Consider the following 25,276-nt stretch of genomic DNA (forward strand, 5'->3'; position numbering starts at 1 on the left):
GCCTACCTTTCCAGCAGCATGGCGCCAAACGAGTAGCCGCCCCCAAATACCGTAACAACCACCCGTTGGCCGGGCGTCAGCTGGGGCAGGGTGTCGGCCAGGCCAATAGCGGCGCCGGCGCAGCCCGTGTTGCCGAGCCGCTCGATGTTGGACACGGCGCAGGCTTCGGGCAGCTCCAGATTTTGCAGCACGTTGTTGGTGATGCGCTGGTTGGCCTGGTGCGGAATCAGGTAGTTGATGTCGGAAACGGTGAGGCCGTTGCGCTCCACGATTTCCCGGGTAACCCGGGCCATGTACTGGCAGGCGTGCGTGAATACGTCGCGGCCGTGTGGCATAATCAGCCCCCGCTCCACCGGCTTCAGTGTCACACTGATAGTAGCCTTGCCCATGGTAGCCGCGCCGCCGGTTTTCACATCCACAATGCGCAGGTCGTTTTCGTGCAGGCGCTCTTTGGAAATAAGGAGCGTGGCTGCGCCGTCGCCCCAAAGGTGGCCCGCCATGGTATCCTCCTCGTTGTTGTAGGCCGTGTTGTGCTCCGATACCACCACCAGCGCCCGAGTGGCCTTGCCCATGGCAAAGTAGCCTTCCACGATTTCCACCGCGTTCAGCAGCGAGGAGCAGGCCGAGGAAATGCTCACCACCTGAATATCGGCCACGTCGATGGCGTGCTGCACGGCGTGGGCCAGCGTCACAATGGTGTCGTGGGGCGTGTAGGTGGCGCCTACGATGAGGTCTATCTGCTCGGCCGGGAAGGCAGGAGCTTCGGCCAGCGTGCGGCGGGTGGCCTCAATGGCCATGGTGTTGGTGTTCTCGCCCGGCCCGGCTTTGCGCCGCTCCCGAATGCCGGTGCGCTCCATAATCCACTCGTGCGACAGGCCGTTGAGCTGGGTAAAATGTTCGTTGGTAACTACCTGCGTGGGTAGATAATAGGCCAGATGGTGAAGATACACGGAAGAAAACGGGGAGGTGAGAAGCGGGCCGCAAGGTACGGGCTCTACCGAACATATTGGCTAAATCCAACAAGTGGCGCGTACTTTGCACGCGCCGCAGTCGTTCAACGGTACGCGGCCATTTGGGTTCCGTCTTTCCTCTGATAGTCGTTGTTATGAATTTGATTCGCTTGGTAGGTCGCCTGGGGGCCGTTCTTGTCTTGGTTTGGCTGCTGGCTCCACAGAGGGCGCAGGCCCAGAAATACCGCACTGCCGGCGGCATCCGCTACAGCAGCGGCAGCCTGGGCCTCACGGTGCAGCAAAAAATCCTGGAAAAGGCCACCCTCGAAGGTATTGCCCTGGCCAGCAGCCGCGAGCTGTCGGCTACGGTGCTGGCCGAGCGGCACTTTCCGGTGCTAGGGCCCAGCCTCAACTACTACCTGGGCGCCGGCGGCCACCTGGGCACGCACAAAGACAACGGCGGCTTTGGCGGGTTCGACGGAATTATTGGCGTAGAGTATAAAGTGGCCTTCACGCGCCTGCTGCTCTCGGCCGATTTCAAGCCCAGCGTGGAGTTTGGGGGTGAAGACTGGGCGCGGTTCCCGGTGGGCTTTTCGCTGCGCTACGTCATCATCCAGGATAAGTCCAGCGGCCTGTTCGGCATCTTCGGCTCCGACAAGGACAAGAAAAAGTCGAAGAGTAAAGAAGGCAAAGCCAAACAGAAAGGCAGCGGCATCTTTGGCCTGTAAGCGGGGCAGGGTGCTAGAAAATAACCACCCCCAGCAGGATGCCCGCTACCACGCACAAGGCCAGGGTAAAGAAATACGTGACGCCCAGCAGCAGACTTTTGGCTAATGTCTTACCCCAACTCTGCTCGTAGAATGTGTGCAGGGCTACAACGAAATACACGGCTGGTACCAGCCAGAGCCAATCGGAAAGGTTGTTGAGCCAGGGCACGGCGCTGACGCCCAGCCACAGGGAGAACAGCAGGAAAAGGAAGCAGTGCAGGTGTACCGTAAAAATGAGGTGGCTAACGTAGCGCCGCTTGCGCCGGATATAGGCTCCTTTGAGTAGCAGGGCTGCCAGCGGCATCAGCAGAAACATCATAATAGAGCCGGCCCGCACTAGCTGGTGAACTACCTCGCTGGTGGTGGCATCGCGCCAGCGCACGGCCCGCTTCACCGAGAGCCGGGTGAGAAAGGAAGGGTGGCCGCCTTTGCTATGAATAAGGCTGTCTATCTGCGCCTGAGTTGGCTCCTCTGGCAGACTCTTGATGTCGGCGCCCGTGAGCGAGATATTCCCAATGGGAAACTCCAAGTGGAAGTTGCCGCCGGATTTCTTTAGGGAATCGGCGGCGCGGGTAAGGGCCGCCCGCTTGCTGGGTGATGCCAGGCTGGCATTGGCCTGTAGCAAGGAATCCAGCTGCTGTTGGCTACGGACCTCGGCTGCCTTGGTATTTTTCTCCGAAACGTCTAGCACCTTGTCCTTGGAATGCGTTCCGAAGTAGGAGAGCAGGAAAAAGAACACGAAGCTGATAAAGATGTAGAGCCGAATAGGCGGCACGTAGCTCACGCGGTGGCCCTGCATAAAGCGGCGCGTGAGCTGCCCCGGCCGGAACAGCAGCAGCCCGGCCGTGCGGAACACCTTGCTGTCGAAGTGAAAGATGCCTTCCAGTGTTTCTTCCACCACGTGCCCAAACGACACGTTCAGGTCGTGGTTCTGCTGCCCGCAGCTGGGGCAGAATTCGTCGGGCTGGTTGGGCTGGAAGGTGTGCCCGCAGTTTGCGCAGGCCGGGAGTTTGATGCTGGAGTGCGCCATAATGCGAAGAGCGGCGCGGCTGCGTAGCCAGCACCGGCCCGCAAGTAAGCAGATAGCGCCCACTCCCAAAAACTTCGGGCCGCTCCGCCCCCGGCGAAACGACCCGAAAAATATGGTGGGCGGATTCCCTAGCCTAGCCGCGGCGCACCGAGCCGGAGCCGGCAATGTGCGTCGACACCTGCGGGCTGCCTTGGTACATGATGGAGCCGGAGCCGCTGATGCGGGCATCCAGCGTTTTGCTGGCGTACACGCGGCAGTTGCCCGAGCCGCTGATGCTGGCGCTGGTGGTATTGGTGCGCAGGTCCTGGGCCTCGATGCGCCCCGAGCCGCTGATGGAAACATCGTTGGTATCGGCGCTGCCCGACACCAGAATCCGGCCCGAGCCCGAAATGGACGTTGTCAGGGCATCAGCTACCGCGTTTACCTGCAGGCGGCCCGAGCCGCTCATGCTCAGCTTGAGCTGGGTGGCTTTCACCGGCGTTTCGGTGCGGATGGAGCCCGAGCCGCTCACGCTCAGTAGTTTGAGGGTCGTCATGGTCACGTAGATTTTAACCGGCTGCTTGAACTTATAGTCGTCGGTCCAGCGGAAGCCGCTTTTCTCGGGCCGCCGGATGCGCAGGCGGCCATCTTTTACCGTGGTTTCAATCTGCTGGAGGTCTTCGGCGGCGGCATCAACTTCCACGCGCTGCTCGTCGCCCTGGCGCACAATCACCTCGGCCGGCAGCCCCAACGAAAGTTCCTGGAAAGCACCCACCGTGCGCACCTCGCGCTGAACGGCTGGGGCCACTACGGCCGTAGCCGCGGAAGCAGCAGGCCGAAAGGAAGACAACGTGCCCAGCAAAGTGAGCGGCAACAGCAGGAGCGTAGCGGTTTTCATAGCAAAGGGAAAAGAGTGAATGCCGGTAAGATGGCGCCCCGGCCCGAAGCGTTGCCTGCGCCTCAGACGTTTTTTCAGTTGGATTACTTCCTGCAGGAAGGTCTGCTGAAATTCGGTCTTTGAATATACAAAAAAGCCTTTCCGCTATGGCAGAAAGGCTTTTGAAATTTTTATCCGGCAGGACGGTCTACCAGATCTTTACCCGGGTGCTGTCGGGGCGCCAGAGCTTGTTGGTCTGGCGCACGTTGAATGCCTCGTAGAACTCCGGCACGTCGGCGAAGGGGCCGTTGATGCGGTACTGCGCAGGCGAATGCACGTCGGTGAGGATGCTTTGGGCCAGCCGCTCGTCGCGCTGGTGCACCTGCCAGCCCAGGGCATAGCCCAGGAAGTAGCGTTGCGTGGGCGTAAGGCCGCCAATCTTCTCGCCCTTCTTGTACTGTTCCGTCTTCTTGAAGGCATCCAAGGCAATGACGATGCCGCCCAGGTCGGCAATGTTTTCGCCGGCCGTAGCTTTGCCGTTGATGTGCATCGAATCAAGCACGGTGTAGCCGTTGAACTGGCGCACAATGCCGTTTACGCGTTGCTGGAACAGCTGCCGGTCTTTCTTGGTCCACCAGTTGCGCAGGTTGCCTTTCTCGTCGTACTGGCTGCCCTCGTCGTCGAAGCCGTGGGTAAGCTCGTGGCCGATGGTGCTGGCGCCTGCGTACCCGTAAATGATGGCGTCGTCGGCGTCGGCATCCTTCAGGCCGGGAATGGCGAAGATGGCGGCCGGCAGCACAATTTCGTTGTTGGAGGGGTTGTAGTAGGCGTTGTAGGTCTGGGGCGTCATACCCCACTCAGTGCGGTCTACGGGCTTGCCCAGCTTGGCCAGCTCGTAACGGTAGCGCCACTCGTTGGCGCGCATCACGTTCTGGGCGTAGGAACTGCGGTCAATTTTCAGGGAAGAATAGTCTTTCCACTTGTCGGGGTAGCCTACTTTGCGGGTGATTTTGGTGAGCTTACTCTGGGCTTTCTGCTTGGTGGAGTCGCTCATCCAGTCGAGTTGCTGAATATGCTCCCGGAAGGCGGCCATGATGTTGGCCGTGAGCTTTTCGTACCGCTCCTTAGTGGCCGGCGGAAAATATTCCTTCACGAACAACTGGCCCAGGGCTTCTCCCAGGGCACTTTCTTCGGCATCGAGTACCCGCTTCCAGCGCGGGCGCTGCTCCTTGGCGCCCTGCAGCACAGTACCGTAGAAGCGGAAGTTTTCCTGGTCGAACTGCTGGCTGAGGGTGGGAGCGTAGGCGTGCGCCAGCTGCCACTCCAGGTAGGCCTGCCAGTCGGCCAGCGGAGCGGTGGAAAGCAGGCGGCCGGCTTCGCGGTAAAACTCGGGCTGGCCCACAATCACCGTATCCACCTTGCTGAGCTCCATCTGTGCCAGCCAGGGCTTCCAGCTGATACCCGGCGTGAGCTTATCGAGGCCGGCCACCGTCATCTTGTTGTAGTTGGCGTACGGGTCGCGCAGGGCTTCGAGCTTCCGCGAGGCAGCGGCTAGCTTGGTTTCCAGCTGCAGCACGCGCTGGGTGTTCTGCTGGGCGGTGGCAGCATCTTGCCCCAGCAGCTGGAACATGCGCGCTACGTGCAGGCCATACTCCTTGCGGATGTTGCTGGTGCGGGCGTCTTTGTTGAAGTAATAGTCGCGGTTGGGCAAGCCCAGGCCCGATTGCCAGAGCTGCAGCGCCATTTTCTCGCTGTTCTTGGCATCCTGGCCCACATACAGACCCAGCAAGGCATTTACGCCCAGCGGCTGCAGGCGGGCAATGGCCGCCTGCACATCGGCCACCGACCGGATAGCGGCAATACGGTCCAATTCGGCCTTTAAAGGCGCGGCACCCTGCTTGTCGATGGTGGCGCTGTCCATGCCCGTGGCCCAGAAGTCCCCGATTTTCTGCTGGGTGGTACCGGGCGCGGCCTTAGCTTTGGCGGCTTCTTCGCTCAGGCTGCGCAGGCGGGCGTACACCTCATTCTGCACTTCCTTGCCAATGCCCCAGTTGCTTTCGGAGGCCGGAATGGGGTGCTGCTTAAACCAGTTGCCATTGGAGTAGGCGTAGAAGTCGTCGCCGGGGTGCACGGTGGTGTCCAGGTTGGCCTGGATAAGATCGGGCTGGCCGGCGCCGGAATTGCCGCCTGGCTGGCAGCTACTTAAGGCCACGGCCAGGGCCGGAGCCGCCAGCGCCCAGCGCCGCAGCGCAAAGGAGAAATTCATGGGGAAAGAATAGAGAGTGAGAAAGAAAGCGAAGATAGGCGCGGAAGGTAGTGAAGGGTGAACTTTGTGCCCCGAAGGTTGCATAGGCAGCCGAAGGGGGGCAAATCTGCGTATTGCCCCGGTTGCCGTTTTCCGCTTTCTTTCCCTGCCCGCTATGCTGCCTGCCGCCGATGCCTTCCTGCCCGAACTCCAGTTCCAAACCAGCCGCAGCAGCGGCCCGGGCGGGCAGAACGTCAACAAAGTAGAGTCGCGGGTGGAGCTGCGGTTTCACGTGCCTACTTCGCAGCTGCTTTCCGACGAGCAAAAGCAAGTTCTGCTGCAGAAGCTGGCGTCCCGCCTCACCGCCGACGGCTCCCTGCTGATAACCGCACAGGAAGACCGCAGTCAGCTGCGCAACAAGGAAACTGCCCTGCGCAAATTCCACGAGCTGCTGGTGAAGGCCCTGCACCGCCCCAAGGCCCGCCGCGCCACCAAGCCCAGCAAAGGCGCCGTGCGCCAGCGGCTGGAATCCAAGAAAAAACACAGTCAGAAAAAGGCCGGCCGCGGCCGCGTAGACGAGTAGCCGCTGGTGCCGGGCAGAGGGGGCGTCAGCGGAAGCTCAACACAATCCGGCCAGCGTGCGTAACGGAATGTCCGTACCTTGGGAGACTGTCATTCCTGTTTTTCGCATGACTTCGACTTCTATCAACGATTATCTGACGCTGACGCACCGCCCGGATCTGGGCATCGTGACGGCCCGCTGGACGCGGCCAGCTACCTCCACCGAGCTGCGTGCCGGCTACCAGGAGCTGTTGCAGTACGCCAGCGGCTGTGAGGCCTGCCACCATTGGCTTATCGACTCGCGCCGCCGCACCCAGGTAGATGCCCGCGACGTGCATTGGCTGGCGGAAGTGTTCTACCCCACGCTGCGTCAGCACCTGAAAGCGCACGTGTACCTGGCCTTTCTGATAGCGCCCTACCAGCTCGACGATGTGCAGGACGACTCGCTGCCCCCGCTGCCCCACACCTACGGCGACAACTGCTCCATCAACCAGTTTGTGGACGAAGCCGAAGCCGTACAATGGCTGAGCGCCCAGAAGTAGCGAAACATACCAATTGCTTTAGACGAAGATGGCCCGGTTGCATGCTGCAGCCGGGTCATTTTCATGCATACAGCGAAGCGCGCTACAGCAGCGTTCCGCGCAGCACCAGCGTAGCCACCGAGAAGTAGATAATCAGTCCGGTTACGTCGACCAGGGTAGCCACAAAGGGCGCCGAGGCGGTGGCGGGGTCGAGGCCGAGGCGCTTGAGCAGCATGGGCAGCATAGCCCCCGATAAGGCGCCCCACAGCACGATGCCCAGCAGGGAAATACCCACGGTCACGGCAATCAGCGGCCAGAACGGCCCGAAGTAGCCGGGGTCGATAACCTTGGCCCACAGCACGATGCGCAAGGAGCCCACCACGCCCAGGATAGCACCCAGTAATGCCCCCGATACCAACTCGCGCCGCATTACCAGCCACCAGTCGGAAAGTGAAAACTCGCCCAGGCTCATGGCCCGAATGATGAGCGAAGTAGCCTGGGAGCCTGCGTTGCCGCCGGCCGAAATAATAAGCGGAATAAACAAGCCCAGCACCGCCGCCCGCTGCAGGTCGTCCTCGAAGTGGTGCATGGCCGAGGTGGTCAGCATTTCCCCGATCAGCAGAATCACGAGCCAGCCGGCCCGCTTCTTCACCATGTCCAGCACCGGCGTATCGAGGTAAGGCTCGTCCAGGGCTTCGGAGCCGCCCAGCTTCTGGATGTCCTCGGTGTCTTCTTCTTCCCGGATGTCCAGGATGTCGTCGATGGTGACGATGCCGAACAGCACGCCCTCATTGTTGACCACGGGCAGAGCCACCCGGTCGTTGCGGCGGAACACCTCAATGGCTTCTTCCTGATCCTGCATGGCTTTCAGCGACACGAAGCGCCGGTCCATCAGCTCACTCACGCGCTTCTGCGGGTCGGCCAGCAACATTTCCCGGATGCGAATGTCGTCGATGAGCACGCCGCGCGAGTCCGTCACGTAGAGTACGCTCAGCGTTTCCGACTGCCCGCCGTGGCGCCGGATGTAGTCGAGCACCTGCTGCACCGTCCAGTTTTCCCGGATGGCAATGTAGTCGGGCGTCATCAGGCGGCCCACGGAGTACTCGGGGTAGCCCAGCAGCTCCAGCGTGACTTTGCGCTCCGGCTCCGACAGCGTCTGAATCAGCTCCCGCACCAGCTCGTCGGGCAGAAACTCCAGCAGGGCCGTGCGGTCGTCCGGCGACATCTCATTGAGAATGTCGGTCATCTTCTCCTGCGCCAGGTTGGCCAGGAAGTGCTTCTGAATGTCGAGGCTGAGGTACTCGAATACCTCCGTGGCCAGGCGCAGCGGCAGCAGCCGGAAAATAATCAGCTGCTCGCGCTCCTCTTCTTCCTCCAGCAGGGCCACCAGCTCGGCCGGCTCGAAGTGCTTGAGGACTTCCTTTAACTTGAAAAACTCGCCCTCCTGAATCAGGGACGTGATGGTTTCCGCGGTTGGTTGCTGAATCATCGGAACAGAGGGCGGTTATGCTTCGCTAGGCAAGCGGGTTGAAGTGAAAATCGGCGCGCAAAAATAGGAGAAATGCCGGCCTCTTCCGCACGCCCGGGCTATTTTTCCGCTGCGCAAATAGACTTTCTCCGCGAAGAAAAACCAATTTAGCGCCGCGGCAGCTACGGTTCAGCTTTCCAGCTCTTGTACGCGCCTCGGCCAGATCAAACCATATCTTCCTGCTGTTTCTGACGTACGTGCCCGCATGGTTGACTCTTCTCCTCTTGGAACGCTGGTAGCCCTGGGTGGCGGCGACGATGACGCGTTGCTCGCGCTGCTCTGCCGCCTGCTGGCCGACCCCAATGCCTCTATCGAAATAGTGTCGGTGGCTTCGCAGGAACCGCGCCGCACGGCCAAGGCCTACGAGCAAGCCTTCGGGGAGCTGGGCTGCCCCGGTGCCCGGCACCTGTGCATTGATGCCCGCCGCCCCGCCGATACGCCCGCCACGCTGCGCCGCCTGGCCCAGGCCCGGCTGGTGTTCTTCACCGGCGGCGACCAGGAGCTGATTACCGAGTTTCTGCTCGGTACCGAGTTTCTGCGCCAGCTGCACCACCGCTACCTTACGGATGCGGCCTTCATCGTGGCCGGCACCAGCGCCGGGGCCGCCGCCCTGCCCGATTACATGCTGGTGGATGGCTACGGCTGGCGTGCCCTGCGCAAAGGCGGCATCCAGACGCGGCCCGGCCTGGCTTTGCGGCCCGGCCTGCTCATCGACCAGCACTTTGCCGAGCGGGGCCGCATGGGCCGCCTGCTGCACGCCGTGCTCACCTATCCCACCAGCCTTGGTTTGGGTTTGTCGGAAGAAACCGGCGTCATTCTGCGGCACGGGTTTGAGGCTGAGGTGTTTGGCGACGGCAGCGTGATGGTGGTGGACGGCCAGCATCTGCACCACGACAACCTCAGCGGCATCGGGCGCGGGGAGCCGGTAGCCGGGCAGGACTACCGCGTGCACCTGCTGGTGGCCGGCCAGGTTTTCGACTGCTCGGCCCGGCGGGTGCTGCCTGCTGCGGCCAGCGCATCTTCACGGCCCGCCGCCAAGCCCGAATAATACTCGGCTTGCCTACTAGTAGCTGAGTTTTTCTCCCTACATTTAGCTCCACAACCTCACATTCTCACCCTTTTCTTCTTATGAAGCTAAAATCTCTACTCCTCGTGGGGGGCGCGCTGCTTTCGGGCACGGCTGCCTCGGCGGGTGGCTTCCAGGTTTCCCTGGCCGGCATCAAAAATAACGGCATGGGCGGCGTAGGGACGGGCCTGGCCCTCGATCAGGCCTCCATGTTCTACAACCCGGGCGCCCTGGCCATGGTGCGTGAGCGGGGCGTGCAGATTGGCGCCAACGCTACCTTCGCCCGCCAGGCTTTCCGCGCGGAGAATGGCACCGAAGACCGCACCCTGCGTAACTCCGTGGTGACGCCCTTTAGTTTGTTTGCGGGCTTTGGCCCGGCGGAAGGCAAGTGGAAAGCCGGCATTGCCGTGTACACGCCCTTCGGCAGCAAGCTGCAGTACGCCGAGGGCTGGGAAGGCCGCTTCTCGCTCACGGATATCGACCTGAAGTCCATCTTCGTGCAGCCTACCATCAGCTATGCCATCACCGAAAACCTGAGCGTGGGCGTGGGCGTGGCCGTGCTGGCCTACGGCGCGGTAAACCTGCAGCGCGACGTGCCTACCACCAACGGACAGGGCCAGAATGGCCACGTGGAGCTGGATGGCAAAGCCGAAAACAAAGTAGGATTCAACGCCGGAATATACTTTAAGCCCTCCGAGAAACTGAGCGTAGGTGTTTCGTACCGCTCCAAGATTGACGCTACCGTAAAAGGCGGCGACGTGACGTTCAGCAACCTGCCGGAGGCGGCCAAGCCCAGCTTCCAGGCCACGGAGTTTGACGTGACCATTCCGCTGCCGGCTACGGCGTCTATCGGTATCGGCATCATGCCCACCGAAAAGCTGACCCTGGCCATCGACGTAAACCACGTGCAGTGGAGCAAGTACCGCGCCCTGAATTTCAAATTCAACAACAACGTAGGCGGGGCCGGCATCACCAGCTCTACTTCCAAGCGCTATTACCAGGATGCCCTCACGTTCCGTTTGGGCGGGCAGTATGCCCTCACGGAGGCTTTCACGGTGCGGGCCGGGGGCTCCTATGATATGTCGCCGGTGAAGGATGGCTACGTGTCGCCGGAAACGCCGGATGCCAACCGCATTGGCGGTACGCTGGGCGTATCCTACAAGGCCGGGGAGCATTTCTCGGTGGACGTGTCAACGCAGTTCATCAGCATCATGAAGCGCAGCCAGACGCAGGCCGAGCTGCAGGATAATGGCACGACCGACCGGGTGGCCGGAACTTACAAGACCAGCATCGTGATTCCCGGTATCGGCTTCAACTACACTTTCTAAGCTTCCCACCTCTGATTCCAATGCGTACGTTTTTCAAAAACACATTGCCGGCCTTGGCCCTGCTCGGGCTGGTGCTGGGCGGGTGCCAGCCGGAGCTGGATGCCCCCAAAGCCGACGGTGGCTCGGCGGATTTCTCCAAGTACCTGGCAGTGGGCAACTCGCTTACGGCTGGTTACGGAGACAATGGCCTGTACCTGGAAGGCCAGCAGAACTCGTATCCGGCTATTCTGGCCCAGCAGTTCCAGAAAGTGGGCGGGGGCGAGTTCAAGCAGCCCCTGTTCGCGGCCAGCGAATCCAATGGCAGCGGCTACCTGAAAATCACGGGCTTCTCGAACGGTTCGCCCTCGATTGGCCTCGAAACGGCTAACACGGCCATGACCCGCGGTGTAGGTCTGGATGGCAAAACCATGCCCCTGACCCTGTACACGGGCACTGACAACCAGAACCTGGGCGTGCCCGGCATCCGGGTGGCTGATATCACCACCAACGGCTACGGCCTGAACAATCCGCTGGGCTTTAACCCCTACTTCGAGCGGCTGCTGCCGGCCGGTGACCTACGCAGCTACGTGCAATACGTGCAGGAGCGGGTAGGTACGGTGAAGCCGACGTTCTTCACCAACTGGCTGGGCAACAACGACGTGCTGGGCTTTGCCAGCTCCGGCGGCACGGCGGCTCCCCTCACGCCCGTAGAGGATTTCACGACCAAGTACAACCAGATGGTGGATGTGCTGACGGCCAACAATGCCAAGGGCCTGGTAGCTACCATCCCGAACGTGACGACGGTGCCACTGTTTACCACGGTGCCCACGGCCGCCGTTATTGCCCAGGTAAACGCTACGCCAATTCCGGCGGCGCTGGTGCCAACCGTTGTAGCCGCATTGGGCCTGCCCGCCGGCTCGGCGCTGCCCACCGGCACCCGCTTTGGCCTGTACATCCGCACCAGCAGTGCTACTGCACCGGTGCGCGAGGCTACGGCCAACGACCTGCTGCTGCTGCCCGCCCGCTCGGTTATCAACACCGCTTCGGCTACCAGTCCGTTCCCGAACGGTATCGGCCTGGTGATACCCGGTGCTTCGGCCCCGGTGGCCGCCGCCCTGGCTGGGTTCGCCAATCCTCTGCCTAACAACTTAGTGTTGGACTCAGGCGAAACAACTGCGGTAGCAACGCGTACGGCCGAGCTGAACACGGTAATAAAAGCCGCTGCTGAGCGCAAAGGGCTGGCCGTATTCGATGCCAATGCTTTCTTCAACACGGTAGCCCGCACCGGCATCGTAATCAACGGAGTAAACAACACGACCAGCTTCGTTACCGGCAACCTGTTTTCGCTGGATGGTGTGCACCCGACGCCCCGCGGCTATGCTATTGTAGCCAACGAGATGATCAAAGCCATCAACAGCAAGTATGGCTCTTCTATCCCGCAGGTTGACCCCAATGCCTACCGTGGCGTGAAGCTGCCCTAGAGGCACTCGTTCCCTAATCAAGCAAAGCCCTCTTCCTTAGTTGGAAGAGGGCTTTTTTTTGCCTGGGCAGTATGTGTACCGGATCATGTGAGGGGGCTGAGGAGGGTTGGAGCACTTTTCTCCCCTGATGATGTGAGGCCACGCAGTTGGAAGCGCGGAAGGCAGGGGAGTACCTTTGTAGTGTTCTGGTAAAAGCCAGATTATCAGCCTTAAATAAGCTGAAACCACTCACTCCCAACCTCCCCTGCCTGCTATGAAAACGTTGCTGCGTACCCCTCTTATTGCCGTGCTGCTGACAGCTGGTTTGTTTTCCTCCTGCGAAAAAGAAAACGAAGCCGAGCCAGCTAAAACAAAAACCGAGCTGCTCGCGGAAAAGAACTGGAAGCTCACCGCCGAAACCGTGACGCCGGCCGTGCGCGCGGATGATGGGGAGTTGATTACCGACGTGTATGCCTACATGAAGGAGTGCGACCAGGATGATATCATGCGGTTCGAGAAAGCCGGGACGTGCGCGCTGCAGGAAGGCCCAACCCGGTGTGGCGAAGGCCCGGAGCAGTTTGCCGGTACCTGGTCGTTTGAGGCCAACGAAACCATCCTGAAAACCAACCTACAGACCCTGGGCTCCAGCAGCTTCAACGTGCTGGAACTGTCGGAGTCGGCCATGAAGATCAAGGGAATCCGCACGATTGAAGGGGTAGACCATACCTATACCTACACCTACGCCAAACAGTAGCAGCCCGGTAGATTCTGCAAATGCAAAGGCCTCCTCAGTTGTTGGGGAGGCTTTTTTTGGCTTTACTTATAGTTGCACCGGCTGTAGCACTTCCGGCAGCGACGGAGCAGCTTCACCGGCCAGGCGGGCGGCAATAAGCTGGGCATGGTAGCGGCCGTTTTCGATAAACCAGCGGCTGGTATTGAGCCCGCCGCAGACGGTGCCGGCGAGGTACAATCCGGGACGGTTGGTTTCCAGGGTGTCGGCGTTGTGCGTGGGCGTCTGAGCCGCGTCGGACTGGCAGGTGATGCCCAGCGCGGTGAGAAACCGGAAGTCGGGATGATAGCCGGTGAGGGCGTACACGTGCTGGGCTGGCAACGTGCGCGGGCCATCGGGCGTGAGTACCTCTACCGTAGTAGGCGTGATACGCTGCACAGTGGTATTGAACAGGCAGCCGATGCGCCCTTCCTTGATGCGGTTGACCAGGTCGGGTCGGATCCAGTACTTCACCGACTGGCTGATTTCCTCGCTGCGCACCACCAGCACCGGCCGTGCGCCGGCCCGCAACAGCTGCAGCGCCGCCTTAGCCGAAGAGTTTTTGGCCCCGATGACAACCACATCCTGGTCGGCGTGGGCGTAGGGCTCCTTGTAGTAGTGCGTTACGTGGGGCAGGTCTTCGCCGGGCACGCGCAGGTAGTTGGGTATATCGTAGAACCCCGTGGCTACTATCACGGAGCGGGCACCGATGCGGCCTTTCTCTGTCACTACCTCATAGCTTCCCTGCTCACCTTCCAGCCCGGTTACCCGCTCGTAGAGGCGTAGCGTGAGCTTTTCGGCAAAGGCTACGCGGCGGTAGTAGTCGAGGGCATCTTCGCGCAGGGGTTTGTAGTGCAGCGTAGTCATGGGGTAGCCCCCGATTTCCAGCAGCTCAGGCGTGGAGAAAAACTCCATGTTGGTGGGGTAGCCGATCAGGGAATTCACCAGGGCGCCTTTATCCACCACGCACACCGTGAGGCCACGCCGCTGCACTTCCAGCGCGCAGGCAAGGCCAACCGGGCCGGCCCCGATTACAACCACATCAAAAGCGGAATCTGTCTTCATGCACTGTAATACCGGCCCCAGGGCTAGGAGTTTTTACCAGACTTACTTAGGACTGCAAAGAAATTGCTACTTGCGTGACGACAGTGCGCCTGTCGACCACAGGGCCCAACCCATCAGCACGGGCTGAAAGAAGAGCCGTGCCAGCCGCTTCTCATCGGTATCGAGGCCGAAGGCGGAAATGTGGTGCGTGTACTGGTGAACGTTGCCGGGAAAAACGGCCGCGTAGAAGGCTGCCAGCCCCAGGCCCATCCGCTGTCGGTTCCGGCCTTTCAGTAGTAGCAAGGCCAGTCCCAGTCCGATTTCCACTACCCCGGAGGCCAGCACTGTGGTGTCTTTATCCAAGGGAACAAAATCGGGCACCTGGGCCTGGAACTCCCGCCGCGCGAAGGTGAGGTGGCCCGTACCGGCTGCTACCATAAAGGTGCCGAGCAGGCCGCGGGCTACGTTTTGCAGGTTGGTGGTATGAGGTTGAGGAGACATGAGCGTGCTGGTTGAGGTAAGTGGTACCCTGGGCTATACGGCCGCTTTGCCTGGGTAGATACCACTGCGGCTATTTACCAAGCTCAACCACTCTTCTGCCTGCGCCCGGCCAGCCAGCCGCCAGCAGGCCGGTTCTGCTATTTCCAGGCGCCTATCAGCCGCCGGATCAGAATGATTTCGCCGGTATGATAAGCGGTGTGGTCGGCAATAAGCATGGCCTCACGCAGAATTGTTTGACCGTCGCCATGCGGAATGGGAGCCAGCAGCTCAGTAGCCGGAGCGTGCAACAGGTCGATAAAGCGCCGGAGGTCAACCTGAACCTGCTGGAGTGTCTGCTGCCAGGTGACTTCATCGGCGGTGGCCGTCGGTGCCGGCCAATACCCCGTGGGCCAGTCCGGCGACGTATGCTCACTGCCTAGGGAAAACTCCACAATATCCCACTGCGCAATGCACACGTGCTCTACCAATTGCCAGATGGTGTACGGCACCCCGGCCACATGCTTGTTCCACTGATCCGGAATAAGGCCCGCGCAGGCTTCCTCGAACGTGGCGTGGGCGTTGCCCTTGGTGAGCAGGCTGATGAGCTCGGTAACGATGCTCTGTTTTGTGGTCTGGTCCATAAGAATGTTGCCTTATCAGTGCGCCTGCAGCCAGTTGCGGCCGGTGCCTACTTCCACCTCCAGCGGCACGCCGTGGGGCAAGAGGAGGGCGTTGGACATCAGCTCCTTGATTTTGGGCGTGATAAACTCAACTTCCTCCTGCACCGCGTCGAACACCAGTTCGTCGTGCACCTGCAGAATCATCTTGGTGCCGAGCCTCTCCTGAATCAGCCACTCGTGGATGTTGATCATGGCCTTCTTGATGATGTCGGCGGCCGTGCCCTGAATGGGGGCGTTGATGGCGTTGCGCTCCGTGTAGCCGCGCAGGGTGGCGTTGCGCGAGTTGATGTCGCGCAGGTAGCGGCGGCGACCCAGCAGCGTGGTAGCGTATTCCAGCTCCCGGGCCTTGTTGATGCTGTCGTCCATGAACTGCTTCACCGACGAAAATTCCTCGAAATAGGTGTCGATGATTTCGGTGGCTTCCTTGCGCGAAATGCCGATGCGCTGGGCAAGTCCGAAGGCCGAAATGCCATAGATGATGCCGAAATTGACGGTTTTGGCCTTGCGTCGCATCTCACTGTCCACCTCATTGAGCGGCACTTTAAACACCTTGCTGGCCGTGCTGGTATGGATATCAAGGCCCTGGCGAAAGGCTTCAATCATGGTTTTGTCGCCCGAGAAGTCGGCCATGATGCGCAGCTCCACCTGCGAGTAGTCAGCAGCCAACAGCACGTGCTGGTCGTCTCGGGGCACGAAGGCTTTGCGGATTTCGCGGCCCTTTTCGGTGCGAATCGGAATGTTCTGGAGGTTGGGGTTGGTGCTGCTCAGGCGGCCGGTGGCCGTTACGGCCTGGTTGAAGCTGGTATGCACGCGGCCATCGGCCACGCACACCAGCTGGGGCAGGGCCTCCACGTAGGTGCTGCGCAGCTTGGTGAGCTGGCGGTGCTCCAGAATGAGACCGGCAATGGGGGCATCAGCCGCCAGCTGACTGAGAATTTCCTCGCCGGTGGCGTACTGGCCGGTCTTGGTTTTCTTGATTTTGCCCCGGCCCAGGTCCATCTTGTCGAACAGGACCTCACCCAGCTGCTTGGGGGAGCCGATGTTGAACTCCTGGCCGGCTTCCGCAAAAATCTGCTTCTCGATGTCTATAATATAGCCCTGCAGCTCGGCTGAGTACTCGCCCATGGCGGAGGAGTCAATCTTTACGCCTTCGTACTCGATGTCGGCCAGCACCGGCACCAGCGGGTTTTCCACCTCGTTCAGCAAGTCGAGCAAACCTACTTCCTTCAGCAGCGGCTCAAACACATGCTTAAGCTGCAGGGTCACGTCGGCATCCTCGCAGGCGTAGTCCGATACCTCGGCGGGGGGCAGGTCGGCCATGGTTTTCTGGTTTTTGCCTTTGGGGCCAATAAGCTCCAGAATGCTGACGGGGGTGTAATGCAGGTAGGTTTCGGCCAGCACGTCCATGTTGTGGCGCATGTCGGGCTCCAGCAGGTAGTGCGCCAGCATCGTATCGAACAGCGGCCCGCTCACTTGCACCTTGTAGTGCTTGAGAATGGTGAGGTCGTACTTGATGTTCTGCCCGATTTTGGTGATGTGCGTGGCCTCGAAAAACGGGCAGAACTCGTCTACCAACGCCTGGGCGGCGGCGTGGTCGTCGTGCGGTACCGGCACGTAGTAGGCCTCGCCCGGCAGCCAGCAAAAGGAAAGGCCCACCAGCCGGGCCGTCATGGTGTCCAGCCCGGTGGTTTCGGTATCGAAGCTGACCTCGGTTTGCTGCAGCAGGAATTCCAGCAAGGACTTGCGCAGCTCGGGCGTGTCGATGAGGTGGTATTGGTGCGGAACATCCTGCAGCGTGCGGCGCGGACCGGCCGGGGCGCCGAAGGAGCCGGTTTCGCCTTCTTCGGCGGCAATGCCTACGGCCGCATCCGATGACGAGCCAAACAGGCTGCCCTGGCCCTCGGCCACTTTGGGGCGGCGGGCACCGCGCGGGGTAGGGGCGGCACTCACGCCGGCCGGACTGCCGCCACCCAGTACGCGGGCAGCCAGCTGGCGGAATTCCAGCTCCTCGAACAGCTGGCGCAGCTCGTCTTCGTCGGGCTTATCCAGCACCAGCTTGTCGGCCTCAAACTCAATGGGCACATCGAGGTGAATGGTGGCCAGCTCCTTGCTCATGAGGCCCTGCTCGGCAAAGTTGCGCACGTTTTCCTGCTGCTTGCCCTTGAGCTCATCCACGCTGGCAATCAAATTTTCCACCGAGCCATACTTCTGAATCAGGGTCTTGGCGGTTTTCTCGCCGATGCCCGGAATGCCCGGAATATTGTCGGACGCGTCGCCCTGCAAACCCAGAATGTCAATGACCTGCTCTACCCGCTCAATCTCGAAGCGCTGCAGCACGTGCTGCACGTCGAGCACCTCGGCGGCGTTGCCCATGAAGGCCGGCCGGTAAATTTTGATGCAGTCCGTCACCAACTGGCAGTAGTCCTTGTCGGGCGTCATCATGAACACTTCCCCGAAGCCCTGGGCCTCGGCCCGGCGCGCCAGGGTGCCAATCACGTCGTCGGCCTCGTAGCCTTCTACCATCAGAATGGGAATGTGGAAAGCCTTGATAATGCGCTTGATGTAGGGTATAGCCAGGCCGATATCCTCGGGCATAGCCTGGCGCTGGGCCTTGTACTCGGCGTACTGCTCGTGGCGGAAGGTCTTCTTGGCCGCATCAAACGCCACCCCTATGTGCGTGGGCTTTTCCTTCTGCAGTACTTCTACCAGCGTATTCGTGAAGCCCAGAATGGCTCCGGTGTTCAGGCCCTTGGAGTTTACGCGCGGGTTTTTGCTGAAGGCGAAGTGGGCGCGGTAAATCAGGGCAAAGGCGTCGAGCAGGAAAAGCTTGTGGGGCTGGTTGGCGGAGGCGTCAGTCATAGGAAGGCGAAGGTACGGAAGCGGCTCGGGGCGGGAAAAGGATAAGATACGTACGCGCCGTCCTATCTTTCCTTTATGAAAGGGCATTATTTTATTCTTTTACTTGGATTGGGTAGCGGGCTGCCGGCCGTAGCCCAGCAGGCGGCCACGAACTCGCCACGGCCTGCTCTAGAAGAGCACGCCCGGCAGGTAGCCGCATTTCAGCAGGAGCTGAACGCGGAGTGCCAGGACTCTACCCGCAGTCCGCTGCCCCGCGAAGCCCGTGCTACTTTCTCCGGCCTGCCGTTTTTCCCGGCCAACTACGCGGCCTGCGTGGAGGCACAGTTCGTCGCCGATTCGCTGGGTGCGCCGTTTGTGATGCAAACCAGCACCGACCGCCGGCCCTTCTACCGCAAATACGGGGAGCTGCATTTCCAGCTGAACGGCAAGCCGCAGAAGCTGACCGTATACCAGAGCCTGGACCTGCAGCGCCGCCCCGAGTACCGCGACTACCTGTTTGTGCCGTTTACCGACCGCTCCAATGGCCATACCAGCTACGGGGGCGGCCGCTACATCGACCTGCGCCGGGCTCAGCTGCGGGGCGGCAGGCTAGCTCTGGATTTCAACCGGGCCTATAATCCCTTTTGCGCCTACAGCAGCAAGTACTCCTGCCCGGTGCCGCCCGCCGAAAACCGCCTGACCGTGGCTGTTGAAGCCGGCGTGATGAACAGCCATTAACAAAAGTCCGCCGCTTCCGGCCCATCTGGGTAAGCTGGCCCGGAAGCGGCGTGCCTGGGGTGCACGGAAGGCTTATAAAGGCTGCTTCACATCCAGCACGTAGGTAGTGCTGCCAGCCACACCATTGTTAGCCAGCCCCTGCACCACTACCAGGTAGCGGCCCGTCTGGTCACCGGTATAAAACGTGGTGCTGCTGCCCTGCGCAGTGGTTGAAATAGCCGGATTCCAGTAGAGCAGGTTGCGCAAATCGGGCAGACGGCTTTGGCGGGCTAATGGCGTATCGTAGCGGGGCGCATAGAATTCCCGTTGTCCTTGCAGACCGTCATATTGCTGTACCAGTACCCTGGGGTCGAGGGAAACCTTGGCCAGGTCGCCTTTATAGGTGATAAAGCTGACTATGCCATCGTAAATGGAGGAGCCGTGGAAGTAGCGACTGTCCATCACCTCCAACTGCTGAATGCTGAGCGGATCTATGGTCATGGCCTTGTTCATGTTGAATATGGGCACACCATCCAGCAACACCAGCGGGTCTTGCGTGAGCAGGCCGCCATTCATCTTGTCTTTCACCAGCAGATGAAAGCCGTCTTTGCGCCGCCGCACATCTACGCCGGGCACGTATTCGCGCATGACCTCCTCCAGTACCTTAAACCGGGTGTATTTATCCAGCAGGTAGCGTTCATCGGGCTTGCCGTAAAACGCCACGCTGTCGGTGGGGGGGAGTCTATACTGGCTGGCAAATCTACCGGAGAAGGCCTGCTGAACCTGGTTCTGGAAGTGCCGCTTGCTGTAGGCCGCTTCCAGGCGGGGCAACCGGGGCAGCAGGGCCGCATCGGCCGCGGAATACTGCTGGGAAAACGGTGAAAGGATTTCTACCTGACTGGTGCTATCCTGGCGCGGATCTGTCTGCACCACGATGTTTCTGGAGCCATAAAAACGGTTTAGCTCGAACAGAAAGCTGCCATCGGGTCCGCTCACGGCATTCTGCAGGCGCACGATGCGGCTCGGCGAGGACAGGTACGTGGTAATGCCTGCCGGGCCCTGCGAGCCTGGCTTGCTAAGGCGGCCCCGCACCAGCAGGCCGTTGAGCTCGGGCAGATGCTCGAACCGCGGAGGCTGGGCAGCCAGCACCTGCGACCAGCTGAACCGGCTCCAGCCTTGCGTCAGCATCAGGTTATTGGTGGCCTCCGCCACTTCGGGGGTAGCGGCCGAAAAGTAGTAGGCAGGCTGCTCAACCGTGCCGCGTAAGTCGGCGGAAAGCCATAAGTAGCTGTTGATGTTCGGGGTAAGCGCAGTGGTAAGCGAATCCAGCCGGTACACCGCCATCGACAGGTTGGCCGGCAAAGCCTCAGCGCCAGTGCCCGTAGTTAGCTGTATGCTTACTTTCTCCCTGGCGGCATAAGCTGATTTATCGGGCCGGGCCGTGATAGTGAGCGTATGCCGGGGCGGCTGGAAATATAGCCGCTCACACACCGGCTGCTGGGCCGCATTGAACACGGTGAGGTGAGATACACCGTCCAAAAGCCGGGATGGGTCAATGGTAAATACGGCCTGACCGTTGACCAGCTGCTGCTGGGTGGCTACTGCTACCTGCTGGCGGGAATGCGCCAGCAGGGCAATTCGTTCGGGTTGGGCGCTGCTGGAAGTCACCGTCACGGTAAGAGCAGTGGCCGAGCTGTTTTCCACATGCAAAACGTAGCCCTGCTCATACACCCTGGGCAGCGCATACGTAACAGCAGGGCGTTTATCGAGGCTGATTACGGCTGTGTACGCTACCCCCGCTTTGGGCGTGAAGCGAAAGTTACCCATACCAAACCGCAACGACTTAAACTGCGCCACTACCGCGCCTTGCGCTGTCAAGACCTTGCCCTCGACGGCCACACCGCGGCCTTTGTTGTCAGTGGCCTTGAACCCAACGGTGCTGGCCAGACCCTGCACTAAGTTGCCTCCCTCCGGGAAAAACTGCATATCATACCGGGCCGTGTCGGGCCGGGTAAAAACGCCGGCTGAGGCAGCGGTATTTACAATAGTTACAGGGCTGCGGAAATAGTATTCCGGCCCAAAGTTTTTCATCCAGCTGGTATAGGCCCGCACAGTATAAGAGCCCGAAGGCATTGATGCCGGAATAGCAAAAGAGCCTTGCCCCTGCGCATCCCTGAGGCCGATCTTGGCTTGTAGCACCGAGCGTTTCTCTTTATCCAGCACTTCCACGTACGCTACTTTGCTTAGCGACAATGGCCGGAGGGTGGTACCCTCCACGGCATACACCTTAAACCAAATGGTTTCGCCACTCAGGTACAAAGGCCGGTCAAGGTGCAGGAAGAGCTTCTCGGGCAAGGTGGCTTGCTGGTAGCGAACCAGCTTGCGCGTAAGACCATTGAGGGAGTCGAGCTGGCTATACCCGGGCAGGCTGGTGAGCCACAGCAGCAAAGCCAGCCACCAGGCGTACCGGGGAGAAAAGCTGACGGGATTTGTCGTAAGAAGAGCCATCAAATAAGAACTTTCAGGAAGAACGAGCCCGCGAACGGATAGAGCGGGCCGCACAGGTGGCGGGCTAAACGGGCGGTTGCAGGGAAACTGCTGGCAAGCGGTATTTCAGAAGCCCAGGCCGATAAAGATGTGCTTTTCCGCCCGGGCCGCAGGTTAAAAGGAACCGGCAGAATTAAAATTTGAAGTTGTAGGTAACCGTCGGAATCGGCTGGCCAAAAATCGAGAGCTTGTAGCCTTTAATCTGGCCGTTCTGCGACTTGAAGTACACGGAGTAGGCATTCTTCCGGCCCGTCACGTTGTACACGCCCACCGTCCAGGAGCCGTGCGCCGTCTTTTTCACCTTATGGTTGCCCTCAATATTCAGCGCTACGTCGGCCCGGTAAAAGTCGGGTACGCGGTACGCATTGCGGTCTGAGTAATAGAGGCGGGGCACGTCGCCAATGTAGTACTTGGCCAGCGGCAGCGTAATGGGCCGGCCGGTGCTGTACGTCAGGTTCATGGAGGCACTCAGGCGGCGGTTGACGCGGTAGTTGCCGATGAGGGTGAAGTCGTGGGGCTTATCAAAGTTGCTGGGGTAGTACTTACCACCATTGATGCGCTCGGCAGGAGTGCCGCCATTTACCTGCACCAGCGAGCGGGAATAGGTGTAGCTGACCCAGCCATTTATTTTGCCCGTCGTTTTCTTTACCATCACCTCTACGCCGTACGCTTTGCCCACCGCATTCACAATATCCGTTTCGATGTGGTGGTTCAGGATTAGTGTAGCACCGCTCTTGAAGTCCACAAAGTCCCGGATTGACTTGTAGTAGGTTTCCACCGACGTTTCGATGGTATTGGACTTGAAATTATGGTAGTAGCCCACCGCGAACTGGTCGCCTACCTGCGGTCGGATGTTGCCGTCACTTAGTTTCCAGGTATCGGCCGGCGATACGGAGGCCGTGTTCGTCAGCTGATGGATGTACTGACGAGTGCGGTTGTAGCTCACTTTCACCGAGGTATTGTCGGTAAGCGAGTAGCGCGCTGATACCCGGTATTCCGGGCCGTGGTACGTGGCCAGTACTTTGCGGGCCCCATAGCGTACGGTGTCAATAATAGATGCCTCCGAGCGCGACTCGCCCGGGGCGTACCGGTACACGTCGCGTGGGCCCAGCGCATTGAATATGGAGTACCGCAGGCCCAGCGCCACGGAAAAGCGGGGCGTCAGGTCGATGCGGTCCGAGGCGTAGAGGGCGCTTTCCAGGGCCTGCTCCTGGGCCAGGATATCTGCCTTGATCAGGGAGGCGGCGCCTACGGGCGTCTGGCTGCCGGGGGAGATATTGTAGAGCAGCGTGCCGGCCCCGAATTCCACCGTATGCTTGGCGCTTGGGAAGTAGCTGAAGTCGGCCTGCAGATTGGTTTGCTTGATGCCGTAGCGCAGGCGGGCAGCATTCACCGGGTTTTCGTCACTGGCTATGTTATAGCTGTACTGGCTGTGGGCCCCCGTGAACACTCCGTAGATCTTGTTGCTGAAGTTGTGCTGCCACTTAAGGCTGGCATTGCGGTTGGTATACTGATAAGACGTGTCGCCGGCCAGGCGAAACTTGTCGGCGCTTAAATAGCCCGTGGCGTACACCGAGTTCCGGTCATCCAGCTGATAGTTCAGGTGGGCACTCACATCGTAGAAGGAAGCCGAACTCTGCCGGAGTTTAGGATCGTCCAGCAGCTTCAGAATCCAGTTGGAGTAACTGCTCCGGCCACTGACGATAAACGCCCCTTTATCCTTTACAATTGGGCCTTCGAACGTAACGCGGCTGGTAAGCGGACCAATGCCGCCGGAGCCGCTGAACTTCTTTTTGTTGCCTTCGCGGGTTTTGATTTCCAGCACCGAGGACAGGCGGCCGCCATACTTGGCCGGAATGGCGCTTTTGTACAGCTCCACGGTTTGCAGAATGTCGGGGTTGAACGCCGAGAAAAAGCCAAATAGGTGGGACGGGTTGTAGATGGTGGTGCCGTTGAACAAAATCAGGTTCTGGTCGGTGGAGCCGCCGCGCACGTTCAGGCCCGTGCTGCCTTCGCCTACCGACTTCACGCCGGGCAGCGTAAGGATAACCCGGAGAATGTCGGCCTCCCCGAAAGCCGTGGGCACTTGGCGAATGGTCTTGATGTCGAGTTTTTCCAGGCCCATCTGCATGCCCGACACATTCTTGTCTTTTTCGGCCTCAATTACCACTTCCTTCAGCGTGGTAATGTCTTCGTCCACTTCCACCTCCAGCTTGCCATTGCCCCGCAGCAGCACCTGCCGCCTCGTGTTCCTGATGCCAATGCCCCGGATTTTGATGTTGTGCCGGCCTACGGGCAGGGTGAGCGAGTAGTAGCCAAACTGGTCGGTGCTGGTGCCGATAGAAGGCGACTCGATATACACAGTAGCCCCGATAACGGGCTCCCCCGATTTCGCTTCGCGGATATGGCCGGCAATAGTAGCCTGGCTTTTCCCGGAGTTGCCGCTGCCTATTTCCAGCACCATATTTTCCGCGTTACCCACGGCGCGCGCCTGATCGGCTGCGGGTTCCGGCTCCTGGGCGTCGTCGGTGAGGGGTAGGCCGGTGGTGTCGCCAAAGAAGCGGCTGGGCAGCGTGGCGGAAATAACCGTGCCCCGCGTGATGAATATCCGGTTCTCATCGTCGAAGGCGGCGCGGAATCCGGTGTTCTGAAGGGCCTGCTCCAGTACCGCCTGAACGGGCTGATTCTTCACCTGCACGGTAATAAACAGGCTGTCGACGGCTGTCGGATCGAAATAAAAGCGGGTGCCGGTCTGTGCTTCCAGCTGACCGACGAATTGCTCAAAGGGGGTTTGAGTGAAATTGCCGCTGACTAATTTCTCCGGTTCCGATTTCTGACCAAAGCTGCTGGTGCTAAGCAGAAAGAAAAATAAGCAAACAACCAATTGGTACCAATGCTTCATAAAAAGGCACTATAGAAAAAACAGGATTTTAAAGGAAGGGTTGTCAAAGAACTGTTACAATAAGCTGTTGTAGAAACGCGCAGTCTGGATAATGTCAGATTCACGGGTGCTCTTGTTGAATTTCAACTTGTTGTCCCGGATATATTTCTGAATTTCTTTACTGCGGTCAGCCAGGAGGCGCGTAACGGAACCTCGGTTACTCACAGCATAGAAGACACCCGATTTCTTTAGATATAGTTTGTTGGTGGCTACAAACTCCAGGCTTTTCTCTCTCTGATTCACGTGCTCCTGCATGCGCTTCGCGCGCTTAGCCAGCACCTGGATCGTACTATCCACTAATAGCTCATAAAATCCTGTCTGAATAACTTTCTGATTTGCGCTGTCGGTTTCTATACGAATGAATTGATGCCCGCCAATAGTGAATTCACGCAGCTTTTCGCTAACTAATCTGAAGCGCAGGGGATTGGTGGGCTGCTGCAGAATAACCTGGTCGGCAAGAATATCATACACCAGCTGCAGGTCGGGGAAATAATGGTCATTATAATAGACACTGCCGGCTGCCTTTTCCGGAGAAAGAAAAAACTGATGCCCGATATTCTGCCGGTAACGTTTGGCGAAATCAACGTACTCCGGTCCGTTATATAGTTGGGCGTTGATGGGAAATGCCTGGGCGTACTGCTGCTGAAGCTGGCTTATTGATGCCGCAAGCGAGGGGACAGGGCTAGAAGCAGAGGTCTGAGAAAATGCTCGTTGTGCAAAAAGCAGCAGGCAAAGCACAGGAATATTCCGTCGGATAGACATGGGTAGGTTCGTCAATAAGTCAGGGGCGAAATAACGAAAGCCGATTCAGTTTCCACCTCACTGCGTGAGGTATAGAGGTGCGAAGGGCTGAGAGGGTTGCACGCCGGCAGCCGGTATCCGCTTTCTTTTCGGGGCGGCTTTTCCCTTCTTTCTTTGCCCCCACGAGGCCCCGGCTTATCGTTTTCACTTGAACAGCTTCTGGTTACG

The 25,276-nt window shown here is 59.7% G+C and carries 20 protein-coding genes; 8 read left to right on the top strand and 12 right to left on the bottom strand.

Annotated elements, in window-relative coordinates:
• Positions 1 to 2 precede the first annotated feature (2 nt).
• Positions 3 to 950, bottom strand: a complete 948-nt coding sequence (locus tag I5L79_RS06255) for a 3-oxoacyl-ACP synthase III family protein (protein WP_196954174.1) — start codon at positions 948 to 950, stop codon at positions 3 to 5.
• Between the two features lie 155 nt (positions 951 to 1,105).
• Here I5L79_RS06255 and I5L79_RS06260 point away from each other — a divergent pair, with 155 nt between their 5' ends.
• Complete coding sequence (locus I5L79_RS06260; protein ID WP_196954175.1) at positions 1,106 to 1,678, top strand: hypothetical protein; 573 nt, start codon at positions 1,106 to 1,108, stop codon at positions 1,676 to 1,678.
• A gap of 13 nt (positions 1,679 to 1,691) precedes the next feature.
• Here I5L79_RS06260 and I5L79_RS06265 read toward each other — a convergent pair whose 3' ends face one another.
• The 3 genes from I5L79_RS06265 to I5L79_RS06275 form a co-directional block, all read right to left on the bottom strand.
• The gene (locus I5L79_RS06265) at positions 1,692 to 2,747 is read right to left on the bottom strand and encodes a DUF3667 domain-containing protein (protein WP_196954176.1); all 1,056 of its coding nucleotides are present in this window, start codon (positions 2,745 to 2,747) and stop codon (positions 1,692 to 1,694) included.
• A 133-nt stretch (positions 2,748 to 2,880) separates the two neighbouring features.
• Positions 2,881 to 3,624, bottom strand: a complete 744-nt coding sequence (locus I5L79_RS06270) for a head GIN domain-containing protein (RefSeq protein WP_196954177.1) — start codon at positions 3,622 to 3,624, stop codon at positions 2,881 to 2,883.
• A gap of 187 nt (positions 3,625 to 3,811) precedes the next feature.
• Positions 3,812 to 5,869 (bottom strand): M13 family metallopeptidase, encoded by a 2,058-nt coding sequence (locus tag I5L79_RS06275; protein WP_196954178.1) that lies wholly within the window; start codon positions 5,867 to 5,869, stop codon positions 3,812 to 3,814.
• 154 nt (positions 5,870 to 6,023) lie between these two features.
• On the opposite strand from I5L79_RS06275, the gene arfB reads away from it, so the two are divergent.
• Both arfB and I5L79_RS06285 read left to right on the top strand, forming a co-directional pair.
• Positions 6,024 to 6,431 (top strand): alternative ribosome rescue aminoacyl-tRNA hydrolase ArfB, encoded by a 408-nt coding sequence (gene arfB / locus I5L79_RS06280; RefSeq protein ID WP_196954179.1) that lies wholly within the window; start codon positions 6,024 to 6,026, stop codon positions 6,429 to 6,431.
• A gap of 106 nt (positions 6,432 to 6,537) precedes the next feature.
• A complete protein-coding gene (locus I5L79_RS06285; protein ID WP_196954180.1) occupies positions 6,538 to 6,951 on the top strand; it encodes a hypothetical protein in 414 nt (137 codons plus the stop codon).
• An 82-nt stretch (positions 6,952 to 7,033) separates the two neighbouring features.
• Here the strand turns inward: I5L79_RS06285 and mgtE are convergent, their stop codons facing one another.
• Positions 7,034 to 8,419 carry a magnesium transporter gene (mgtE, locus tag I5L79_RS06290; protein ID WP_196954181.1) on the bottom strand — a complete coding sequence of 462 codons (1,386 nt, stop codon included), beginning with the start codon at positions 8,417 to 8,419 and terminating at the stop codon, positions 7,034 to 7,036.
• A 244-nt stretch (positions 8,420 to 8,663) separates the two neighbouring features.
• On the opposite strand from mgtE, the gene I5L79_RS06295 reads away from it, so the two are divergent.
• From I5L79_RS06295 to I5L79_RS06310, 4 genes are all read left to right on the top strand, one after another.
• Complete coding sequence (locus tag I5L79_RS06295; protein WP_196954182.1) at positions 8,664 to 9,506, top strand: cyanophycinase; 843 nt, start codon at positions 8,664 to 8,666, stop codon at positions 9,504 to 9,506.
• An 80-nt stretch (positions 9,507 to 9,586) separates the two neighbouring features.
• Positions 9,587 to 10,852 (top strand): OmpP1/FadL family transporter, encoded by a 1,266-nt coding sequence (locus I5L79_RS06300; RefSeq protein ID WP_196954183.1) that lies wholly within the window; start codon positions 9,587 to 9,589, stop codon positions 10,850 to 10,852.
• Positions 10,853 to 10,872: 20 nt separating this feature from the next.
• The gene (locus I5L79_RS06305) at positions 10,873 to 12,312 is read left to right on the top strand and encodes an SGNH/GDSL hydrolase family protein (RefSeq protein WP_196954184.1); all 1,440 of its coding nucleotides are present in this window, start codon (positions 10,873 to 10,875) and stop codon (positions 12,310 to 12,312) included.
• A gap of 253 nt (positions 12,313 to 12,565) precedes the next feature.
• Positions 12,566 to 13,045: a hypothetical protein gene (locus I5L79_RS06310; protein WP_196954185.1), complete on the top strand. Its 480-nt coding sequence runs from the start codon at positions 12,566 to 12,568 to the stop codon at positions 13,043 to 13,045.
• A gap of 66 nt (positions 13,046 to 13,111) precedes the next feature.
• Here I5L79_RS06310 and I5L79_RS06315 read toward each other — a convergent pair whose 3' ends face one another.
• The 4 genes from I5L79_RS06315 to polA all read right to left on the bottom strand — a co-directional run bounded on the left by I5L79_RS06315 (position 13,112) and on the right by polA (position 18,123).
• Positions 13,112 to 14,125 (bottom strand): YpdA family putative bacillithiol disulfide reductase, encoded by a 1,014-nt coding sequence (locus tag I5L79_RS06315; protein ID WP_196954186.1) that lies wholly within the window; start codon positions 14,123 to 14,125, stop codon positions 13,112 to 13,114.
• 66 nt (positions 14,126 to 14,191) lie between these two features.
• A complete protein-coding gene (locus tag I5L79_RS06320) occupies positions 14,192 to 14,605 on the bottom strand; it encodes a DoxX family protein (RefSeq protein ID WP_196954187.1) in 414 nt (137 codons plus the stop codon).
• Positions 14,606 to 14,742: 137 nt separating this feature from the next.
• Entirely contained in the window at positions 14,743 to 15,225 is a 483-nt protein-coding gene (locus I5L79_RS06325; RefSeq protein WP_196954188.1) for a DinB family protein, read from the bottom strand.
• A gap of 15 nt (positions 15,226 to 15,240) precedes the next feature.
• Positions 15,241 to 18,123: a DNA polymerase I gene (gene polA, locus I5L79_RS06330; RefSeq protein WP_196954189.1), complete on the bottom strand. Its 2,883-nt coding sequence runs from the start codon at positions 18,121 to 18,123 to the stop codon at positions 15,241 to 15,243.
• Positions 18,124 to 18,198: 75 nt separating this feature from the next.
• On the opposite strand from polA, the gene I5L79_RS06335 reads away from it, so the two are divergent.
• Positions 18,199 to 18,840 (top strand): DUF1684 domain-containing protein, encoded by a 642-nt coding sequence (locus tag I5L79_RS06335; RefSeq protein ID WP_196954190.1) that lies wholly within the window; start codon positions 18,199 to 18,201, stop codon positions 18,838 to 18,840.
• Positions 18,841 to 18,912: 72 nt separating this feature from the next.
• Here I5L79_RS06335 and I5L79_RS06340 read toward each other — a convergent pair whose 3' ends face one another.
• From I5L79_RS06340 to I5L79_RS06350, 3 genes are all read right to left on the bottom strand, one after another.
• Positions 18,913 to 21,327: an MG2 domain-containing protein gene (locus I5L79_RS06340; protein WP_196954191.1), complete on the bottom strand. Its 2,415-nt coding sequence runs from the start codon at positions 21,325 to 21,327 to the stop codon at positions 18,913 to 18,915.
• Between the two features lie 172 nt (positions 21,328 to 21,499).
• Positions 21,500 to 24,268, bottom strand: a complete 2,769-nt coding sequence (locus tag I5L79_RS06345) for a TonB-dependent receptor (protein ID WP_196954192.1) — start codon at positions 24,266 to 24,268, stop codon at positions 21,500 to 21,502.
• 54 nt (positions 24,269 to 24,322) lie between these two features.
• A complete protein-coding gene (locus tag I5L79_RS06350; RefSeq protein WP_196954193.1) occupies positions 24,323 to 25,069 on the bottom strand; it encodes a hypothetical protein in 747 nt (248 codons plus the stop codon).
• Between the last annotated feature and the right edge of the window lie 207 nt (positions 25,070 to 25,276).

The sequence above is a fragment of the Hymenobacter guriensis genome, from assembly GCF_015773195.1.
In the GTDB taxonomy this organism is placed as follows: domain Bacteria; phylum Bacteroidota; class Bacteroidia; order Cytophagales; family Hymenobacteraceae; genus Hymenobacter; species Hymenobacter guriensis.

What these genes read in the sequence shown, in the direction of transcription:
- I5L79_RS06305 (WP_196954184.1), top strand. Translation starts at nt 10,873, where the DNA reads ATGCGTACGTTTTTCAAAAACACATTGCCGGCCTTGGCCCTGCTCGGG.
- I5L79_RS06340 (WP_196954191.1), bottom strand. Translation starts at nt 21,327, where the DNA reads ATGGCTCTTCTTACGACAAATCCCGTCAGCTTTTCTCCCCGGTACGCC.
- I5L79_RS06265 (WP_196954176.1), bottom strand. Translation starts at nt 2,747, where the DNA reads ATGGCGCACTCCAGCATCAAACTCCCGGCCTGCGCAAACTGCGGGCAC.
- I5L79_RS06295 (WP_196954182.1), top strand. Translation starts at nt 8,664, where the DNA reads ATGGTTGACTCTTCTCCTCTTGGAACGCTGGTAGCCCTGGGTGGCGGC.
- I5L79_RS06325 (WP_196954188.1), bottom strand. Translation starts at nt 15,225, where the DNA reads ATGGACCAGACCACAAAACAGAGCATCGTTACCGAGCTCATCAGCCTG.
- I5L79_RS06320 (WP_196954187.1), bottom strand. Translation starts at nt 14,605, where the DNA reads ATGTCTCCTCAACCTCATACCACCAACCTGCAAAACGTAGCCCGCGGC.
- I5L79_RS06300 (WP_196954183.1), top strand. Translation starts at nt 9,587, where the DNA reads ATGAAGCTAAAATCTCTACTCCTCGTGGGGGGCGCGCTGCTTTCGGGC.
- mgtE (WP_196954181.1), bottom strand. Translation starts at nt 8,419, where the DNA reads ATGATTCAGCAACCAACCGCGGAAACCATCACGTCCCTGATTCAGGAG.
- I5L79_RS06275 (WP_196954178.1), bottom strand. Translation starts at nt 5,869, where the DNA reads ATGAATTTCTCCTTTGCGCTGCGGCGCTGGGCGCTGGCGGCTCCGGCC.
- polA (WP_196954189.1), bottom strand. Translation starts at nt 18,123, where the DNA reads ATGACTGACGCCTCCGCCAACCAGCCCCACAAGCTTTTCCTGCTCGAC.
- I5L79_RS06260 (WP_196954175.1), top strand. Translation starts at nt 1,106, where the DNA reads ATGAATTTGATTCGCTTGGTAGGTCGCCTGGGGGCCGTTCTTGTCTTG.
- I5L79_RS06315 (WP_196954186.1), bottom strand. Translation starts at nt 14,125, where the DNA reads ATGAAGACAGATTCCGCTTTTGATGTGGTTGTAATCGGGGCCGGCCCG.
- I5L79_RS06345 (WP_196954192.1), bottom strand. Translation starts at nt 24,268, where the DNA reads ATGAAGCATTGGTACCAATTGGTTGTTTGCTTATTTTTCTTTCTGCTT.
- I5L79_RS06285 (WP_196954180.1), top strand. Translation starts at nt 6,538, where the DNA reads ATGACTTCGACTTCTATCAACGATTATCTGACGCTGACGCACCGCCCG.
- I5L79_RS06270 (WP_196954177.1), bottom strand. Translation starts at nt 3,624, where the DNA reads ATGAAAACCGCTACGCTCCTGCTGTTGCCGCTCACTTTGCTGGGCACG.
- I5L79_RS06310 (WP_196954185.1), top strand. Translation starts at nt 12,566, where the DNA reads ATGAAAACGTTGCTGCGTACCCCTCTTATTGCCGTGCTGCTGACAGCT.
- I5L79_RS06350 (WP_196954193.1), bottom strand. Translation starts at nt 25,069, where the DNA reads ATGTCTATCCGACGGAATATTCCTGTGCTTTGCCTGCTGCTTTTTGCA.
- arfB (WP_196954179.1), top strand. Translation starts at nt 6,024, where the DNA reads ATGCTGCCTGCCGCCGATGCCTTCCTGCCCGAACTCCAGTTCCAAACC.
- I5L79_RS06335 (WP_196954190.1), top strand. Translation starts at nt 18,199, where the DNA reads ATGAAAGGGCATTATTTTATTCTTTTACTTGGATTGGGTAGCGGGCTG.